This window comes from Actinoplanes sp. SE50/110 (genome assembly GCF_900119315.1).
Lineage (GTDB): Bacteria > Actinomycetota > Actinomycetes > Mycobacteriales > Micromonosporaceae > Actinoplanes.
The window spans coordinates 6,739,373-6,759,193 of sequence record NZ_LT827010.1; the positions used below are offsets into that span (position 1 = coordinate 6,739,373).

5 protein-coding genes are annotated in these 19,821 nt (G+C 75.8%); all 5 read right to left on the minus strand.

The genetic code is table 11. The annotated features are described in order from the left end of the window. Nucleotides 1–6: 6 nt before the first annotated feature. The 5 genes from ACSP50_RS30215 to ACSP50_RS30235 are packed head-to-tail and all read right to left on the minus strand — an operon-like array spanning nt 7 to nt 19,789. Nucleotides 7–771: a thioesterase II family protein gene (locus ACSP50_RS30215; RefSeq protein WP_014693099.1), complete on the minus strand. Its 765-nt coding sequence runs from the start codon at nt 769–771 to the stop codon at nt 7–9. Beyond that, the gene (locus ACSP50_RS30220) at nt 768–3,038 is read right to left on the minus strand and encodes a type I polyketide synthase (RefSeq protein WP_014693100.1); all 2,271 of its coding nucleotides are present in this window, start codon (nt 3,036–3,038) and stop codon (nt 768–770) included. Before ACSP50_RS30220 ends, ACSP50_RS30215 begins: the two co-directional genes overlap by 4 nt. Nucleotides 3,039–3,042: 4 nt before the next feature. Continuing rightward, a complete protein-coding gene (locus tag ACSP50_RS30225; protein ID WP_080128078.1) occupies nt 3,043–11,913 on the minus strand; it encodes a type I polyketide synthase in 8,871 nt (2,956 codons plus the stop codon). Beyond that, on the minus strand, nt 11,910–18,092 hold the full coding sequence (locus ACSP50_RS30230) for a type I polyketide synthase (RefSeq protein WP_014693102.1): 6,183 nt from the start codon (nt 18,090–18,092) through the stop codon (nt 11,910–11,912). The genes ACSP50_RS30225 and ACSP50_RS30230 overlap by 4 nt, the downstream gene beginning before the upstream one ends. Before the next feature lie 38 nt (nt 18,093–18,130). After that, a complete protein-coding gene (locus tag ACSP50_RS30235; RefSeq protein ID WP_014693103.1) occupies nt 18,131–19,789 on the minus strand; it encodes an NAD(P)/FAD-dependent oxidoreductase in 1,659 nt (552 codons plus the stop codon). Nucleotides 19,790–19,821 lie beyond the last annotated feature (32 nt).

Genomic DNA, 19,821 nt, shown 5'->3' on the forward strand with positions numbered 1-19,821 from the left:
GGCCGTTCATCTCCCGTCGGTCAGCGACAGCGCGCGGATCTCGGTGGTGATCGCCGCCCCCAGCTCCCGGAAGCCGTCGCGCCGGAAGGGGAAGTGGCCGCCCTGGAAGATCCGCTGCCGGACCGGGGCGGTCGTCACCGCCGCCCAGCCGGCGAGCTCCGGAACCGGGGTCAGCGGGTCGTCGGTGCTCCCGAAGACGGTCAGCGGCACGGCGAGCGGCCCGCGCGCCGGATCCGGCCGATGCGCGTCGAGGATCCGCAGGTCGTGACGGAGCAGCTCGAGGAAACGCCGCTGGAAGGCGGGCACGCTGTCCAGGCCGTCGGGCAGACCGCCGAGGGCGTGCAGCGCCGCCAGCAGCCGGTCGTCGGGCATGTCGGCGGCGAGGCCGGGCGTGCGGAGGGACCGGCCCGGTGGGAGACGACCGCAGACGCCCACCCACACCGGCGGCATGCCACGCTCGCGCAGCGCGTACGCCGCCTCCACCGCGACGACCGCGCCGAGGCTGTGCCCGAACAGCGCGTACGGCCCGGTGCCGGGCAGGCTCAGCAGGTCGCGGCGCAGCCCGTCGTAGAACCGGGCCGGTGTCTCCGGCAGGGGTTCGCGCACGCGTTTGCCGCGCCCCGGCATGTCCAGGATCAGCAGATCCCAGCTCGCCGGCAGCCACCGGGTGAGCGGGTGGTACCCGGCCGCCGAGCCGCCCGCGTGGTGGAAGACCACCAGGGTGAGCTCCGGGTCGGCCAGGCGTCGGGGCTGCACGAACAGGCCGGTCACGACGCTGTCCCGGTGCGCCGGGTGACGCCGGCCGCCAGCCGTCCGAGGAACTCGGCCAGCGGCAGGTCGAGCGGCAGGTCCTCGGGGCGCACGCCGACCTCGTAAGCCTCCTCGACCCGCTGGACGAACAGCACCGAGGCGAACGAGTCACCGCCGCTGTCCAGGAACGAGCGCTGCTCGTCGAGCTCGTCGGCGTCGAGCACCTCCCGCAGCCGCGCGGCCAGGTAATCGTGCACGGCCGTCCGGTCGGCGGCGTCCGGTACGGCGCCGTCGGCCCGCTCGGGCGCGGCGGTCACGGCCGGGCCGTCCGGCACCGGCTCGTCCACCCAGCAGCGCCGCCGCTGGAACGGATAGGTCGGCAGGTCGTCGACGAAACGGTCGTGCGGTCCGCGCAGGGCGTCGAACCGCAGGTCGGCGCCGTCCTCGAACAGGGCCGCGACGGCGGTCAGGGTGAGTTCCGGGGTGGTCAGCGGATACCGCCGGTCACCCCAGGCGAGCCGGGCCGGACCGGTGCCCGGCTCGGGCACGGTGCGCACCCCGAGCCGGTGCAGCAGCGGCGGTGCGCCGGCGTCACCGGACCGCAGGCGGAGCGGACCGGGCCCGCCGCGGGGCGCGGCGGCGATCGGCCGCCGCAGCGCCTCCTCGATGCGTACCGCCAGGTCCGGCCCGGTCGAGGCGACGACAGCGAGCCGGTACGGGAACGCGGTGCGCCCGCATCGCAGCGTGTGGCAGATCGACGCGATCTCGGCCGGTGCCGCCTTGCCCAGCCGGCTGGCCACCGCCCGGGCCAGCGCGGTCAGCGCCGGCATGCTGCGGGCCGACAGGGTGAGCAGATGCGGCTGCTCGGGCGGGACCGGGTCGCCGTCCGGGACCGGCGGGGCGGCGGCGAGCACCGCGTGCACGTTCGTCCCGCTCATGCCGAACGAGTTGACCGAGGCGACCCGCCCGCCCGGGACCGCCGGCCACGGTTGGTGGTCGCGGGGCACGGTGAACGGCAGGCCGGCCCAGTCGATGTGCTCGTTGAGCGGCCCGTCCTCCGGATCCAGTGCCGCCGGAATCTCGCCGTGCCGCAGCATCAGCGCGGTCTTCATCACGGCGGCGATCCCCGACGCGGCCTCGAGGTGGCCGAGGCGTGCCTTGACACTGCCGATCGCCAGGGGGACGCCGCGCCGCCGGATGCTCTCGCCCAGCACCTCGGCCAGGGCGTGCACCTCGATCGGATCGCCCAGTGCGGTGCCGGTGCCGTGCGCCTCGACCCAGCCGAGCTCAGCCGGGTCGATGCCGGCGTCGCGCAGCGCGGCCCGGACCACCTCCTGCTGCGCGGGGCCGTTGGGCGCGGTCAGCCCGGAAGCGGCGCCGTCGGAGTTCATCGCGGTGCCCCGGACCACGGCCAGGACGGGACGGCGTTCCCGCTCGGCGTCGGCCAGGCGCTGCAGCACCAGCACGCCGACGCCCTCGCCGCGCCCGTATCCGTCGGCTCCGGCCAGGAACGAGCGTGACCGGCCGCCGGGCGAGAGGGCCCGTGCCTGGCTCAGCGAGACCATCAGGTTGGCCGACAGCAGCAGGTTGCTGCCGCAGACCAGGGCGTACCGGCACTCGCCGGAACGTAGCGCGCGCACGGCCAGGTGCAGGGCCGACAGCGAGGACGAGCAGGCGGTGTCGACGCTGATCACCGGGCCCTTGAAGCCCATCACGTAGCTGATCCGGCCGGCGCCGAAGCAGAGACCGCCGCCGGTGGTGTAGTAGGGGTCGACCCGGCCGGCGTCGCCGCGGTCGGCGAACCGCTCGTTGTACTCCGAGGCCATCATGCCCAGGTAGACGCCGACGTCGAGCCGGTCGGCGCGCCGCACCGCGACGCCGGCGCGCTCCAGCGCCTCCCACGCCGTCTCGAGCAGCATCCGCTGCTGCGGGTCGAGCCGTGCCGCCTCCCGCTGCGAGATGCCGAAGAACTCGGCGTCGAAATCGGCCACGTCGTCGAGGAAGCCGGCGCGGTCCACGTACGACCGCCCGGCCCGGCCGGGCACCGGGTCGTAGACCGCGCGCAGCCCCGGTCGGTCCGCCGGGATCTCGCGGGACGCGTCGCCGGGACGGTGCAGCAGGTCCCAGTAGTCCTCCGGCGTGGTCACCCCGCCGGGCAGCCGCAGGCCCATGCCGACCACCGCCACCGGGGCGCGCGACGCCGCCTCGAGCTCACCGATCCGGGCCTGCAGCCGGCGCGACTTCTCCAGCTGGGTCGCCATCAGCTGCCGGATCTCCTGCTGGTCCATGTGCTCACCCTTCCGTCGCGACGTCGGCGCGGACCGCGCGGACGAGGTCGTCGAGGGACATCTCGCCGAGGTCGTCCCGGTCGAGCGGATCGAGGTCGTCCCGGTCGAGCGGATCGAGGTCGTCCCGGTCGAGCCGATTGAGGTCGTCCGCCGGCTCGGTGGCCTCCCCGGCCACCGCGGGTTCGATGTGGGCGGCCAGCCGGTCGACCGTGGGGTGGTCGAGCGCCACGGTCACCGGGAGGTCCCGGCCGAGCGCGTGCGAGAGACGCCGCTGCAGGTCGACCGTCATGATCGAGTCGAGGCCGAGGTCCATGAACCCGAGGCCGGGGTCGACCGGCCCCGGGTCGCCGAGCACCTCGCCCACCATCCGCCCGATCGCGGCCCGCAGCCCGGCCGGGTCGCCGAGCCGGTCGCGCAGCCAGCCACGGTCGGTCGCCGCGGCCGGTGGCGCCGGGGACGGTGGGACGGCCGGCTCGGCGCCCCCGGCCACGACGACCAGCCGATCGGGGCCGCCGGCCAGCACCGCGTCGAGCACCGGCCAGGCCTGCTCATCGGTGAGGGCGCGGAGCCCACGGACGCTCATCGCCCGGCGTACCGCGGGGGTGTCGGCGAGCCCGTCACGGTAGCGGGTGCTCCACGGCCCCCAGCCGACGCTGGTCGCCGGAACGCCGGCTCCGCGCAGCACCGTGGCCAGCCCGTCCAGGTACCCGTTCGCGGCGGCGTAGTTGGCCTGACCGGCCGATCCGAGCACCGCCGACGCCGACGAGAACAGGACGAACGCGGTGAGCGGCCGGGTGCCGACCGCGGCGGCGAGCTGGACCGCCCCGGTGACCTTGGCCGCGAAGACGGAGTCGAACGAGTCCGGCGTCAGCCCGTCGAAGGCCCGGTCGTCGGTGGTACCGGCCAGGTGCAGGACGAAGCGTACGGGCGCGTCCCGGCCGGCCTGCTCGACCGCCGTGCGGCAGTCCGCCGGGTCGGTGACGTCGCCGGTGAGGACCTGGACGGTCGCGCCGGCGGTGGCCAGGTCGGCGAGGACCTGACGGGCCGGCTCGTCGGGCCCGGACCGGGCCATCAGGGTGAGGTGCCGGACGCCGCGCGCGACGAGGAACGAGGCCACGCTCAGGCCGAGCGCGCCGAGGCCGCCGGTGATCAGCGCCGACCCGGCCGTGTCCCAGACCGGTGGTGACGCCGGCGGCCGCAGGCCGGTCAGATGCCGGGCGCGCAGGCCGTCCGGGCCGGCGGCGAGCAGTACGCCGTCCTCCGGGATCGCCGCGGTCAGCGCGGCCGCGAGGTGCTCCGGGCGCCAGCCTTCGCGGGGCTCGACGACGCGCACCCGCCGGTCCGGCTGCTCGGCCCGCAGGCCGGCCAACAGCCCGGAGATCGCCTCCACGACGGGGCGGCCGTCCGGTCCGGGCGGGCCGACGAAGGCGTAGCCGCGATCCGCCGGCAGCGTCCGGAGGATCCGGGTCACCTCGGCGGCGATCTGCGCGGGGGCCGGCCGATCGGCGGTGAACCGGGCGTCGACCAGCACGTCGGCGTCGAGGCCGGTGAGTCGCAGACCGGCCTCCCGCAACGCGGTCTCGATCGGCGGCGAACCGAGCACCGTCACGCTGCCCGGCCGTTCGCCGTCATCGACGACCGGCGTCCAGTCGACGCGCCGCACCTCCGCCCGGGCGCTCAGCGACGCCTCCACGAGCGCGCGCGGCGCGTACCGGAACCGGAAGTCCTCGATCAGCACGCTCGTCCGCCCATCCGGACCGGTCAGGCGGATGTCGGCCGAGCCCACCCGCAGCAGCCCGGCACCATCGGCGTCGCGCCGAACCCGCACGTGGGCCCACAGCTCCGCGTCGGCGGCCGGGCGTTCGTGCCAGGCCAGGCGCGACACCGAGAAGGGGATGGCCAACCCCGCGCCCCCGCTGTCCGGCTCGCTGTCCGGCTCGCCGTCCGGCTCGCCGTCGACGGCGAAGCAGACAGCACTCTGCAGGCAGCTGTCGAGCAGTCCCGGGTGCACCGCGTACCCACCCGGATCCTCCCGTGTCTCGACCGGGCGGGTCAGGCGGACCAGCGCCTGGTCACCGGCGATCCAGATGTGGTCGATCCAGCGGAACGACGGGCCGAGGTGGTAGCCGAGCAGGTGCAGGTGCCGGTAGAACCGTTCACCGGTCAGCTCCCGGTCAGCCCGGTGACGCAGGTGGTCGGCCCGGGGGCCGTCGTCGGCGCCGGTCGCGGGCGGCTCGGCCGGCAGCCGCGCGACCAGATGCTCCTGCCAGCGGCCGGTCTCCTCGTGGACCAGACTCTGCACGGTGACCCGGCGACCGTCCGGCCCCGCTGACTCGATCACCTGCTGCTCGTAGCGCTCGCCCTCGTGCAGCACCAGCGCCCGGGGGAAGTGCACGTCCTGCAGCCGGACGGTGTCGCGGCCACCGGAGAGCGCGGACAGGACCGTGGCCAGCTGGGATGCGCCCGGTACGGAGACCGTGCCGAAGAGCCGGTGGTCGGTCAGATGGGCCGGGTAGGTGGTACTGCGATGGCTCGCGAACACGCGCCCCGGCAGCGCCGGCGAGCGCAGTTCGGTTCCCCACGCCGGGCCGGCCGAGGCGTCCGGTGTCGTGGCGGCGACCGGTTGCGGCCGCACCCAGTACGACGTGCGGGCGAACGGATAGCGCGGGGTGTCCACCCGTCCCGGGCGGGTCGGGTGCACGCGGTCGAAGTCCAGCCGCTGCCCGGCCCGGTACAGCGCGGCCGCGGCGGTCAGCATGGCCGTGCGTGCCGGTATCCCCCGGCGCAGCGAGGACACGGCCCCACCGGCCGGTACCAGCCCGGCGGCACCGGCGAGGTTGGTGAGCGTACGGTCGGGGCCGATCTCCAGCAGCACGTCGGCGCCGATTTCGCCCAGGCGTACCAGGCCGTCGTGGAAGCGCACCGGCCGGCGGACCTGCTCGCACCAGTACTCGGCGTCGAGGGTGGTCCCGGTCTGCCCGGTCAGGTTGGCCACCAGCGGAATCGTCTCGGGGGCCGTGCGCAGCCCGGCCAGCTCGCCGCGCAGCCGGTCCAGGATCGGATCCATCAGCCGGGAGTGGAAGGCGTGCGAGGTGGCCAGTGGCCGGTGCCGTACGTTCTCGGCGCTCAGGCGCGCGGCCAGGGCCTCGATCGCGTCGGCCGGCCCGGCGACCACCGTCGCCTCCGGCCCGTTGACCGCGGCCAGATCCAGGCCGGTGTCCCGGATCCACTCCTCGACCAGCTTCTCCGGCGCCGGCACCGACAGCATCCGCCCGGGCCCGGTGCTCTGCATCAGCTCCGCCCGCCGGACCACGAACTCGCAGGCGGCAGGCAGGTCGAGGATGCCGGCGCAGACCGCCGCCGCGATCTCCCCGACGCTGTGCCCGAGGACGGTCGCCGGCTCCACGCCCCAACTGCGCCAGGTCGCCACCAGAGACAGCGCCAGGGCGACCAGCGCCGGTTGGGTGACCCTCGTCTGGTGCAGCGCGGCCGCGTCCTCCCCGGTGAAGACCAGCTCGGTCAGGCTCGTGCCCAGCCGCGGCCGCATCAGGTCGTCGCACCGGTCGAACACCTCGCGGAAAGCCGGCTCCGTCTCGTACAGGTCGCGTCCCATGCCGAAGTACTGGCTGCCCTGGCCGGTGAAGAGGAACGCGACCCGCGGCGGTTGCGCCGCGCCGTACACCGGTCCGGCGGCGGTCAGCTCCCTGGCCAGATCGGCGCCGGTACGCCCGACCGCGGACCGCCGGTACCGGAAGTGGGTGCGGCCGCGCCCGCTCACCGCGGCCAGCGCGGCGAGGTCGCCGTCGGCCGCGCCGGTGAGCCGGTCGTGCCAGGCCGCGGTCACCCGGGCCAGGCCGTCCGGGTCGGGCGCCGACACGGTCACCAGGTGTGCCGAGCCGGGTCGGGTCGGTGGTGTCACCGAGGGCTGATCGGGGTCGGCCAGCACCAGGTGGGCGTTCGTCCCGGTGAAGCCGAAGCCGGAGACACCGGCCACCCGGGGAACCGGGCCACGCGGCCACGGGGTTCCGGCCGCCACCACCCGGACATTCGTCCCGGCCCAGTCCACGTGCGGATTGGGCGTACGGAAGTGCAGGTTCGCCGGGATCCGGCCGTGGCGCAGCGCGAGCAGCACCTTGACGATCCCGGCGAGCCCGGCCGCCGACTCGCAGTGCCCGATGTTGCTCTTGACCGACCCGACCAGCAGCGGCTCGCCGGTGTCCCGGCCGGGACCGAGCGCACGCCAGGCCGCGGCCACCTCGATGGGGTCGCCGAGCCGGGTGCCGGTGCCGTGCGCCTCCAGGTAGGACACGGCGTGGCCGGGCAGCCCGGCGTCGGCCAGCGCCGCGGTGAGCAGCCGCTCCTGGGCGCTGCCGTTGGGCACGGTGAGGCCGGACGAGGCACCGTCGGAGTTGACCGCGCTGCCGCGGATCACCGCGAGCACGTCGTCACCGTCGCGGCGGGCGTCGGCGAGGCGTTTGAGTACCAGCACACCGCACCCCTCGGCGCGGACGAAGCCGTCGGCGTCGGCGTCGAAGGTCCGGCACCGGCCGTCCGGCGCCAGCATGTGGGCCTGGCTCACCGCCACCGACGACATCGGGTCGAGCAGGATGTTGACCCCGCCGACCAGGGCCGCGTCGGCTTCCCCGGCGCGCAGGGCGCGCACCGCCAGGTGCGCGGCCACCAGTGAGGAGGAGCAGGCCGTGTCCACGGCCAGCGCCGGTCCGTGTAGTCCCAGGGCGTACGCGAGCCGCCCGGCCGTCGCGTTGAGCGCGGTCCCGGTCCCGTAGTAGGCGTCGACGTCGTCGGCGCCGCCCCGGGCCAACAGCCGGGCGTAGTCGGCGTAGCTGATCCCGACGAACACCCCGGTCGCGGTTCCGCGCAGCGCCGACGGGGCGATGCCGGCGTCCTCCAGCGCGTGCCACGCCGTCTCCATCAGCAGCCGCTGCTGCGGGTCCATGCTGCGCGCCTCACGGGCCGGCACGTCGAAGAAGCCGGCGTCGAACAGGTCGATGCCACGCAGGTAGCCGCCCTGGTCGGTGGTGACCCGCCCGCCGCGCAGGATCCCGCTGCCCCAGCGGTCCGCGGGCGCCGGGCCGACCGCGTCGATCCCGGCGTCCAGCAGTTCCCAGAGCTCCCCGGCCGAGTCCGCCTGCGGGAAGCGGCAGGCCATGCCGACGATCGCGATCGGCTCGCCGCCGGGCGACGGCCGGACCCGGGTCGGGTCGGCGGCCGCCGGTGTCTCGGCCGGCCGCGGGCGGGCCGGCGGCGCGGGGGCGGCCGATGTCTCAGCCGACCACGGGCGGGCCGGCGGCGCGGGGGCGGCCGGTGTCTCAGCCGACCACGGGCGGGCCGGCGGCGCGGGGGCGGCCGGTGTCTCAGCCGACCACGGGCGGGCCGGCGGCGCGGGGGCGGCCGGGCGGCCGGCGCCGGTCAGGTACGCGGTCAGCTCGGCCACGCTGGGGTGGTCGAAGAGCGCGGTGACCGGCACGGCCCGGCCCAGCCGGGCGGTGAGCCGCTCGGCCAGGTCGACCGCGTTGATCGAGTCGAGGCCGAGGTCGGCGAAGCCCATGTCGGGTCGGATGTCGGCGGCACCGTCGTAGCCGAGTTGCACGGCGAGCAGGTGGGCGACCGTGTCGCGCACCGTGGCGGCATCGACGGGCGCCGGCGGCGCGACCGGTCCGGCGGTCGTCCCGCTGACCGGTCCGGCGGCCGTCCCGGTGACCGGTTCGGCGTGGCCGGCCAGCAGGCCGGCGCGCAACCGGGGCAGGACGCGGCCGAGGCGAACCAGGTCGGCGCGACAGGCGATCACGTGTCCCGCGGCGCCGGGCACCGCCACGGCCAGGGCCGAACGGGCTTCGGCCGCGCCCATCGCGCCGATGCCGGTGCGCTCGGCGCGCTCCCGGGTCGCCCGGTCCGCCATGCCCTCCCCGTCGAGGGCCCACGGCCCGTACGCCACGCTGGTCGCCGGGAGTCCCTGCCCGCGCCGGTACGCGGCGAGCAGGTCGAGCGCGCCGTTCGCGGCGGCGTAGGCGGCGTGCCCCTTGGAGCCCCAGAGCGCCGAGACCGAGGAAACCAGCACGAAGAAGTCGAGCGGCCAGTCGACGGCGGCCCGGTGCAGCAGCCAGGCACCGCCGGCCTTGGCCGCGGCGGCCGCGGCGAACGCGGCCGGGTCCAGATCTGCGGGGGCGGCGCTGGTCACGGTGCCGGCCAGGTGCAGGATGCCCCGCACGGGCGGCAGCCCGGCGAGGGGAGCGCAGGCCGCGGCCAGGTCCACGGCGGTGTCGCAGCCGTCGCCGCGATAGTGGACGTCGACTCCCTGAGCGGCCAGTTCGGCGAGGAAACCGGTGGCCGGGTCGGGCAGCGCCGCGCGGGGCCGCCGGCCGATGATCAGCAGATGGCGGGCACCGCGGGCGACCAGCTCCGCGGTCAGGTGGCGGCCCACCGCGCCGAGGCCGCCGGTGACCAGGTAGGTGGCGTCCGGATGCAACTCCGGCAGCCCCGCGCCGGGCCGTGCCGGGGTCAGCCGCGCGGCGAGCACCACGCCGGCGCGGACGGCGGTCAGCTCCGGCGGGTCATCGGCGGTGATCAGGTCGAGCATCGGGCGGACGTCGGTGGGCCGCGGATCGGCCGGCAGGTCCACCACCCCACCCCAACCGTCCGGGTACTCCAGGCCCAGGGTCGGCGCCAGGCCGTGCAGCAGGCCGTGGTCGGTGGCCTCGGGACGGTCGTCGTCCCCGGTCCGCCGGGCCGCCCGGGTGACCAGGTGGGTCCGGCCGCCGCGCCGGTCGGCCGCCGCGCCGACGGCCGCCACGATCGCCGCGCAGCGGGCCGCCCCGGTCGACGTGGCCTGCGCGAGCGGCGTGGCGGCGGGCACCAGGAGCACGGTGGCCCGGCCGGTCCGCGCCGACCAGAAGGCGCTCCAGCCGTCCCGGTCGGCCGGCAGGTCGCCGATGTCCCAGCCGGGCGGCACCGGCCCGGCGAGCGGGCCGAGCACGGTCCCGGTCAGGTCGGCCGCGGCCGCCTCGCGCACGATCAGCTCGAGCAGCCGGGTGTCGTCGCCGGCCACCACGAGCGGGTCCCGCCGGGTCGACGGGCCGGCCGGAGCCGCCGGGCGCCAGTCGAGGGTGAACAGCGGCGCCGGCTCGACCGGCTGCTCCCGCTGCTCCGGCTCGTAGCGTTTGCGCTGCCACGGGTAGTTCGGCAGGTCGACGACCCGGCGGACGACGGGCGGTGGTTCCGGGGCCGGGTCGGTCGGACCGAGCCGTACGACCTGCGGCGTCGCCCACCCCTCGGCCAGCTCGCGCAGGGCGGCGGCCGCCGCGGCGGGCTCGGCCGCGGCGATCCAGGCACGCTCGGCCAGCCGGCTGCGACCGGTCGCGGTGGTGGACGCGAGGGCCGGGAAGTCGGCGGCGGGCAGTGTGGCCAGCCGGGCGGCGTACCGGGCGGCGAGCTCGCGCAGCGCCGGCTCGGTCCGGGCCGAGATCTCGAACCCGGCCGGGGCCGGGGCGTCGTCCGGTGGCGGGCCGGACGGCTCCGCGGCGCCCAGCACGACGTGCGCGTTGGTGCCGCTCATGCCGAACGAGCTGACCCCTGCGTAGCGGCCCGCCCCGGGTGCCCACTCGGTGAGCCGCGCCGGCACGACGATACCGGTGCCGTCGAGGTCGATCCGTGGGTTGAGGGTGCGGAAGTGCACGACCGGCGGGACCTGCCGATGCCGGAGGCTGAGCACCGCCTTGAGCAGCCCGGCGACGCCGGCCGCCGACTCCAGGTGTCCCAGGTTCGTCTTGCCCGCCCCGACCGGCAGCGGCGCGCCGCCGTTGCGGCGCCCGAGCGCGGCGGCCAGCGCCTCCACCTCGATCGGGTCGCCGAGCGCGGTGCCGGTGCCGTGCGTCTCGACGAACCCGATGTCGGCCGCGGTGAGCCGCGCGTCGGCGAGGGCGTCCTCGATCAGCCGCACCTGCGACAGGACGTTGGGCACGGTGAAGCCACCCGACCGGCCGTCCTGGTTGACCGCCGATCCGTGGATCACCGCATGGATGCGGTCGCCGTCACGGCGCGCCGCGTCGAGCGACTTGAGGACCACCACGCCGCAGCCCTCACCGCGGGTGAAGCCGTTCGCGGCGGCGTCGAAGCTCTTGCAGCGGCCGTCCGGCGCCAGCGAGCGCGTCTCGACGACCAGCCGCGTCGACCGCGGCGACAGGATGAGGTTCACCCCACCGGCCAGGGCCACCTCGCACTCGCCCCGGCGCAGTGCCTGCACGGCCAGGTGCAGGGCGACCAGCGAGGAGGAGCAGGCCGTGTCGACGGCCAGGGTGGGCCCGGTCAGACCCAGGGTGTAGGCGATCCGCCCGGCCGCGAAGTTGTGCCCGTTGCCGGTCGTCCAGAAGGCGTCCGGCTCGCCGGCCTGCCAGTCGCGGTAGTCCTGCCACATGATGCCCAGGAAGAGACCGGCCGAGCGGCTGCCGAGTCGGTCGGCGGGCAGCGCCGCGTCCTCCAGCGCCTCCCAGGCGACCTCCATCAACAGCCGGTGCTGCGGGTCGAGGTGCCGGGCCTCCCGCGGGCTCAGGCCGAAGAAGGCGGCGTCGAAGCCGAGGACGTCGTCGAGGAAGGCGCCGCGCCGCGGCAGCGTCGCCCAGTCGGCGGCGAACCGGGCCTGCCGGGCCGCCGGCATCGGAGCGACCAGGTCGCGGCCCGCGGCGAGCGCGTCCCAGTAGCCGGCCAGGCTCGTGATCCCGCCCGGCAGCCGCAGGCCGGCGCCGACGATCGCCACGGGCCGGTTCTCGTCCTGGGCGGCGAGGCGGCTCTGCAACGTACGGATCGTGGCCATGGCCCGGCGCAGCGGGCCCCGGTCGGCGGATTCGGTCTCGGATGTCACGTCGGTCCTCCGTGGGGGGTCAGGCGCTCGCAGAGTGCGCCGGCCAGGGCGCGGGCCGAGCTGTGGGCCCAGAGCACGGTCGGTGACAGCCGCAGGCCGAAGATCGACTCCAGTCGGTTGCGCAGTTCCAGGCTGAGCAGGGAGTCCAGGCCGAGGGACTTGAAACCGGCGTCGGCCTCGATGGCCGCCGGGTCCAGCCGCAGCACCCGGCCGGTCAGCTCGCGCACCTTGATCTCGGCCACCCGCAGCCGGTCCGCACCCTCCGCCGCGTGCAGGCGGGCCAGGAAGTCGCCGTCGGCGACCGCCGGGCCGCCGTCCCGGCGCGAGAGCTCGAGCAGGGTGCGCCAGCTGGGCAGGGCCGCCGTCTCGGGGTTCGCGTCGAACCAGCGCCGCAGGTCCAGGTCGACATAGGCGGTGACCGGCCGGTCCTCGTCGAGCGCCGCGGTCAGCAGCGCCCACGCCGCCTCCGGCTCGATGCCGCCCATCCCCCGGCTGGCCAACCGGTCGCCGCGTCCCCGCTCGGCCGCGGCCAGCCCGATGCCGGCGAACGGCCCCCACTGGATGCTCGTGGTCGCCCGGCCGGCCCGGCGCCGGGCCTCGGCGAACGCGTCGAGGGCGGCGTTGGCCGCGCTGTAGGCGGCCTGGCCCGGGTTGCCCAGCAGCCCGGCCACGGAGCTGAAGAGGACGAAGAAGTCGAGCGGGTCGTTGCGGGTGAGCGCGTCGAGGTGCCGGGCTCCGCCGAGTTTCACGCCGACGGCGGTGTGCAGGTGCCGGTCGGTGAGGCTGGCCACGGTGGCGTCGGCGAGGACGCCGGCCGCGTGCACGACGCCGCGCAGCGGGGGGATCCGGTCCCGGACGCCGGCCAGCGCCGCGCCGAGCGCGTCCCTGTCGGCGACGTCGCCGGCGACGACCTCGACCTGGACGTTCTGGGCGCGCATCGCCTTGACCCGCAGCTCCGCGGTGGGGTCCGGGCCGGAGCGGCCGAGCAGCACCAAGGCGCCCGCTCCCCGGTCGGCGAGATGCTCGGCCAGCGACAGGCCGAGCGCGCCGAGCCCACCGGTGATCAGGTAGGCGCCGTCGGCCCGGAACTGACCGTCGGGGCGGGGCACCGGGGTCACCTCGGTGGCGGTGGCCGGGTCGGTCAGCGCCAGCCGCTGCGCGCCGCGGCGGTTCCGGTCCGGCGCCGCCCGGGCCGCTTGGCCGTACGTCATGGTCCGCACCGGCAGGGCCGGCACCCGGCCGGCCGCCACCAGATCCCACACCAGTTCGAGCGTGCGGGCGAAGCGGTGCGGGTGCCGGCCGAGCAGTTGCCGGACGTCGCAGACGCTGAGCCCCACGCCGGGACGCAGCAGGTCCGGTGGGTGCACCCGGACCGGGTCGGCGCCCAGCACCACGACGCGGCCCTCGACGCCGAGCACGGTCAGGCTGTCCTCGATCTCCACGTCCGGGTTGGCCTGCGGGTGCAGCACCATGTCGACGCCGCGGCCACCGGTGGCGGACAGCACCGTCCGTGTCCAGTCCGGGTCGCGGGTGTCGACCACGAGCGCGGCGCCGGCCGACTCGGCCAGTTCCCCCGCGGTCGTGTCACCCGCGGTGGCCAGCACCCGGGCGCCCCGCAGGCGGGCCAGCGCGACGCCGGCCAGGGCGGTGCCGTCGGTGCCCGCGTGGATCAGCACGGTGTCGCCGGTCTCCACCCCACCCAGGCGGACCAGGGCGTGCCAGGCGGTGGTGAGTACCAGCGGCAGGGCGGCCGCCTCGGCGTCGCTCAGCGCCGGAGGCGCCGGCCGGGTGTGATCGGCCCGGACGGTGACCTCGGCGGCCAGCGCGCCCGGAGTGCAGGCGACGACCCGGTCGCCCACCGCGATGCCGGTGATGTCCGGTCCGACCGCGGTGACCATGCCGGCACAGGAGGTGCCGAGGCTGGTGTCCCCGTCACCGGTGGCGGCACCGCGCAGCCGGGCCTCGTCATGCTCGTCGACGGCCGCGGCGGTCACCGCGACACTCACTTCGCCGGGGCCGCAGCGACGCACGCGGTCCGGCACCCAGATCAGCTGCCCCGCGTCGGTCACCGCGCCGCGGAACGGCTGCGGCGGGGTGACCGGCGGGGGCAGCACGGGCGGCGCACCCGGCCCGGGGCGGAGCCGGGCCACGAGACGCCGTCGCCCGCGGAGGGCGACCTGGTCCTCGGCGGAGGCTCCGAGCACCTCGGCGGCGGCCCGGGCGGCCCACTCCGGACCGGCCGCGTCGACGTCGATCAGGCGCGCGCCGAGCTCGCCGTGCTCGCGGCGCAGCACCCGGGTGAAGCCCCAGTAGAGCGCGGCGCAGGGGTTCACGACGTCGTCGGCCGTCACGGCCTGTGCGCCGGCCGTGATCACCGCGAGGCGCGGCGTGGTCCCGGCGGCGGTGCCGGCGGTGGCGAGGCCGGCCAGCGCGCTGAGCCCACGTTCCTGGGTTTCGCAGTCGGCGGACGCGGACGGCGCGAGGAAGACGACGCCATCCAGGCCGTCGGGCACGGTGTCGCCCGACCGGTGAGGCACGACTTCGGCGCCCAGCTCCGCCATCGCCTCGGCCAGCGCGTCACCGGACCCGGCCGGCGGGGTGCAGAGCGCCCATCGGCCGGGGACGGGCACGGGGTCCGGCTCGACCGGCTCGGTCCAGGCGAGGTGGTAGCGCAACGCGTCGTCCGCGCTCGCGCCGTGCTCGGCCAGGGGCTCGAACCGCAGGCCGCGCAGCACCATCAGCGGGTGCCGGGCCTCGTCGAAGACGATCACGTCGGCATCGGCGGGACCGCGGCGCTCGGCGTACGACCAGAGCGTGACCGTGGTGTCCTCGGGCGCCCGCAGAATCTCGACCGTGCCCAGCGCGACCGGCACCACGGCGGTGTCGCCGGCCGGCTCACAGGCGGCCAGTGCCACCTGCAGTGCGGCGTCGATCAGGGCCGGATGCGGGGCGCCGTGGGACGGGGCCGCGCGCAGCCGCTCGGCGAGCACGATCTCGCCCAGCGCCCGCCCGTCGCCGGCGGCCAGGCGCCGGATGCCGCGCAGAGCCGGCCCGTACTGCAGGCCGCGCCCGTGCCAGAGGCGGTAGAAGTCGTCGGCGTCATGGGTGAGCCGGGCGGCGAGATCGTCGGGGAAGGCCGGCGCCAGGCGGGGCTGCTGAGCGCGGACGACACGAGCGGTCGCCTTCTCCTCCCACGTCGTGGCCGCCTCGGGCAGCGCGAGCAGCCGGACGGTGGCGCCCCGGGCGGTGTCGCGCCAGTGGGCGGCCAGCCCGACCGGGGCCTCGCCGAGAGCCACCGCGCCGGTGAGCCGCAGCCCGGTGATCAGCCCCGGGGCCGCCCGCCACCGCTGCCGTGCGCAGGACAGCAGGGCCGTCAGCACGGCCGCGCCCGGCAGGACCGGCACACCGTGCACCTGGTGCTCGGCCAGCCACGGCACCCCGGCGCAGGAGAGCGTGAAGGTGGCGGTCCAGCTGCCCGGGTCGTCCGGTGCCGGGCGCAGCCGGGCGGCGAAGCCCTGGGTGCCGGACCAGGCGCCGGGGGCCTCCACCGGCCAGTACGGCTCCGGCCGCAGCGGATATCCGGGGGCGGCGGCCACACCCTCGCGCGGCAGGCCGCCGAACGGCTCCAGGCCGGCGACGTAGGCGGCCGCGGCGGCCGTCGCGAAGTCTCCGACAGTGCCCTGACCGCGCCGCAGGGTCGCCAGGACGGCCGGGGCGTGCGCGCGCCGTGCCGAGACCCGCTTGATCGGGGTGACCAGGATCGGGTGCGGGCTGATCTCGACGATGTGCGTGACGCCGTCGTCGAGCAGGTCGCCGATCGCGTCCGCGAACATCACCGGACGGCGCAGGTTGTCCACCCAGTAGGCGGCGTCCAACTCGGTGCCGGACACCAGCGCCCGGCGCACCGTGGACATCATCGCGGGACGGCCCGGCCGGGGCCGGACGGCGCTCAGCGCGTCGAGCAGATCGGGGCGCAGCGCGTCCATCTGCGGGCTGTGCGAGGCGTAGTCGACGTTGACCAGGCGGCAGTACGTGCCCTCGGCCTCCAGCAGTTCCTTGAGGATCAGCACCGAGTCGGCGTCGCCGGAGAGCACGCACGAGGTCGGTCCGTTGTGCGCGGCCAGCGCGACGGTGTCCTCGAAACCCTCCAGCGCGGCGTACGCCGAGTCGACGTCGAGGTCGACCATGAGCATCCGGCCGCGACCGCTGGTGCGGGCGGCGATCCGGCTGCGCCGGGCCACCACCAGGGCGGCGTCGTCGAGGCTGAGCGCGCCGGTGACGGTGGCCGCCACCACCTCGCCCTGGCTGTGGCCGATCACCACGTCGGGTTCCACGCCGCAGGCACGCCACAGCGCGGTCAGGCCGAGTGCGGTCGCCCAGAGGACGGGCTGCAGCCGGTCGAGGCGGTCCATCCAGCGGTCGTCGCCGCCGGCGGCGAACACGTCCAGCAGGTCCTCGTCGAGGTGCGGGCGCAGGGCCACGGCGCACCGGTCGATCACGTCCCGGAACACCGGGCTGTCGCGGTACAGCTCGCGGCCCATCCCCGCCCACTGCGCGCCCTGGCCGGGGTAGACGAACGCGACCCGGCCGGTCTCGACCGCGCGGCCGGTGACCAGACCGGGGTCGTCCTGGGCGTCCTCGGCCCGGCCGGCCAGCGCGTCGAGCAGCCGGCGCAGCTCCTGCGGCCGAGATCCGACCACCGCGGCCCGCACCCCGAAGTGGTCGCGTCGCCAGGCCAGGGTGCCCGCCAGCCCGGGCACCCGGTCGGCGGCGGCGGGTACGGCGGCGGCCAGGTCAGCGGCCCGGCGGGTCAGCGACGGCCAGTCCTTGGCGGACAGCATGGTCACCGGGGGAAGTCCGGTCGAAGCCCCGTCCCGCCCGGCCTCCGGCCCGCCCACCGGTGGGTCCTGCACCACCACGTGGGCATTGGTTCCGCCCCAGCCGAACGAGCTCACGCCCAGCCGGACGGGGCCGGCCGGCACCGGCACCGGTTCACGCACCACCCGCACGCCCAGGTCGGTGAACGGGATGGCCGGGTTGAGGCGCGCCGAGTTGAGGCTCGGCGGCACGACCCGGTGCCGCAGCACGAGCAGCAGCTTGATCAGCCCGGCCAGGCCGGCGCAGGCCTCGAGGTGGCCGATGTTCGTCTTGATCGATCCGACGTGCAGGGGTTCGTCACCGGGACGGCCGAGCAGCCGGCCGAGCGTGGTGACCTCGATCGGGTCGCCCCGGTCGGTGCCGGTGCCGTGTGCCTCGATGTAGAAGGGCGCCGGACCGGTGGGCTCGCCCGGCGGGCCGTACGCCGAGCGGATGAGGTCCTCCTGCCCGTCCGGGCTGGGAGTGACCAGACTCTCCCCGCCGCCGTCGTTGTTCACCACGGTCCGCGCGATGACCCCGTGGATCCGGTCGCCGTCGGCCAGCGCCCGGTCGAGAGTCTTGAGACAGAGCGCGGCGACCCCCTCGCCCCGGACGAAACCGTTGGCCTCGTCGGAGAACGTGGCGCAGCGCCCGTCCGGCGAGAGCGCCCCGAAGTGGGTCAGGCCGACCGTGACGTGCGGGTCGAGGATGAGGTTGACCCCGGCGACCAGCGCCGCGCCGATCTCCCCCGAGCGCAGGGCCTGCCCGGCCAGGTGCAGCGCCACCAGCGACGATGAGCAGCCGGTCTCGACGGTCATGCTCGGGCCGCGCAGTTTGAGGAAGTAGGACACCCGGGCGGCGATCACGTCCAGCGCGTTGCCGACCAGGCTGTGCGGCGTGGCCGGTGCGGCGCTGCGCCCACGGACCAGCTCGTAGTCGTGCCAGGAGGCGCCGACGTAGACACCGGTTCGGGATCCGGCGAGACCGGCCGCCGGGATGCCGGCGTCCTCGAGGGTGCGCCAGGCCGTCTCCAGCAGCAGGCGCTGCTGCGGGTCGATCGCGGCCGCCTCGCGCGGAGAGACACCGAAGAACCCGGCGTCGAACTCCTCCACGCCGTCGATGAAGCCGCCGACGCCCTGGATCGCCCGTTCCGGGTCGAGCACGGCGCCCGCGTCCCAGCGCCGGGCCGGGACCGGGCCGATGGCGTCGGCGCCGTCGATCAGCAGCTTCCACAGGCCGTCGATGTCGGCGGCGCCGGGAAACCGGCCGGCCATGCCCACCACGGCAAGCGGGGTCTCGTCCATGTGGTGATGTGTCTCCATGCCGCTCCTCCTCTCCTCTGGTCGGCTGGGGCGGGAGATCACTCGCCGCCGCGCAGCCGCATCCGCACGAGACCCTTGCTGGCGTTGATCATTCGAGGGCCGATCTCGGGCGGGGCCTCCCGGCGGCACCACACCGCGTTGCGCGCCATCTTGGCGGGCGTCATGTTGAAGCAGCGGGTGTCGCGCTCGCCGAAGGCGAAGGAGGGCGCGATGAAGTCGGCGCCGCCGATGTGGCCGAGGATCGCGGCGGCGGCATCACCCGGCTTGGTGGTGCCGGCCTCGACGGACTCGCACAGCTCGCGGGCCAGCACGCCCATCCGGTTGAAGCCGTCGCTGACCGGCAGCGGCGAGCCGGGGCGGGCGCTGTTCTCCAGGTCGAGGAAGACCGCGTCGTCGCCGGTGCGCAGGAAGCGGTAGTACGCGTCCTCGAGCATGACGTTGCCGAGCATCGTGCCGAGCATCCAGGTGCGGTTGACGGCGTTCCACAACTCGTAGTCGCCGAACCCGACGAACGAGGCGTACACCAGGTCGTCGTGGAAGTCGAACAGCCCCTGCTGCAGCGCCTCCAGGTAGGCGAAGCGCTCGGTCGACCAGTCGCCGTCGCGGGCGGCGGCGATCAGGCGCCAGGCCAGGGCGTTGACCAGTTCCATCGTGTTGGTCAGGCCGCGGGAGTAGAGGGCGTCGATGAAGCCGGCGGCGTGCGAGGTCAGGCAGAACCGGTCGCCGACCACCTGCTTGGCCGAGTACTGCAGTCGTCCGGTGCTCACCCAGGGCCGCGCGGCGGACGCTCCGCGGAACTGGTGGGCGATCTGCGGGAACCGGGCCAGGAAGTCGTCGAACTCCTGCTGCCCGGACCGGCCGTCCTGGGGATGGATCCGCGGGTCGAGCGTCAAACCGACGCTGCAGAGCGGGTTGAGCGAGCTGGGGTGGTTGTCGAACGGGATCACCCAGAGCCACCCGCCGTCGAAGACGTGGTGCAGGGTGCCGTGGTGCCACGGGTTCGGGTTCTTGTGGTGCCGGGCCGCCGGCGCGTCGTCGAACGGCGTGACCCCGACCATGTGGGTGAAGATCGTCCGGCTGTGGGTGCGCGCCCGGGTCGGCGTCTCCCGCAGGCTGAACGCGTCGGCCAGCGGGGACCGGAAGCCGCTGCCGTCGACGACGTAAGCGGCCCGGAACTCCTCGCCGGTCGTGCTGCGCAGCACCGCCCCGCTGTCCGGGTCGATCTCGATGTTCTCGATCCTGGTGCCCAGTCGCGGGACGGCCCCCTTGGCCACCGCCAGGTGGAACAGGTAGGCGTCGACGTCCTGCCGGAACAGGTGCGTCTCGGTCCGGATCGCCGACGGGACCACCAGCTGGTTGATCTGTCCCGGATCCTGTGCCTGTCCCTCCCGGTGGTAGACGAAGCCGAAGTTCTGCTTCTGGCCGCAGGAGCGCGAGACCCTGGTGCGGATGCCCTTGAAGCTGGACAGTGCCTTGAGCTCGGGGACGTCGTAGCGCTGCGCGATCAGCCGGGTCATGCCGGAGGTGTACGGGATGGTCGACTCCCCCACGGCGAAGCGGGGGTGGACGCCGGCGTCGAGCAACAGGACCCGTACGCCGTGGCGGGCGAGCACTGCGGCGAGCATGCCGCCGGCCATGCCGGCGCCCAGGATGGCGACGTCGTAGGTGTCTCGCTTGCCGGCGATGTGCTGATTCATCGGTACGTTCCTCCGGTCGGGGACGGGCGGGC

Excerpts from the sequence above, each read along its gene's own strand:
- ACSP50_RS30220 (WP_014693100.1), bottom strand. The coding sequence starts at position 3,038 with ATGGACCAGCAGGAGATCCGGCAGCTGATGGCGACCCAGCTGGAGAAG.
- ACSP50_RS30230 (WP_014693102.1), bottom strand. The coding sequence starts at position 18,092 with ATGGAGACACATCACCACATGGACGAGACCCCGCTTGCCGTGGTGGGC.
- ACSP50_RS30235 (WP_014693103.1), bottom strand. The coding sequence starts at position 19,789 with ATGAATCAGCACATCGCCGGCAAGCGAGACACCTACGACGTCGCCATC.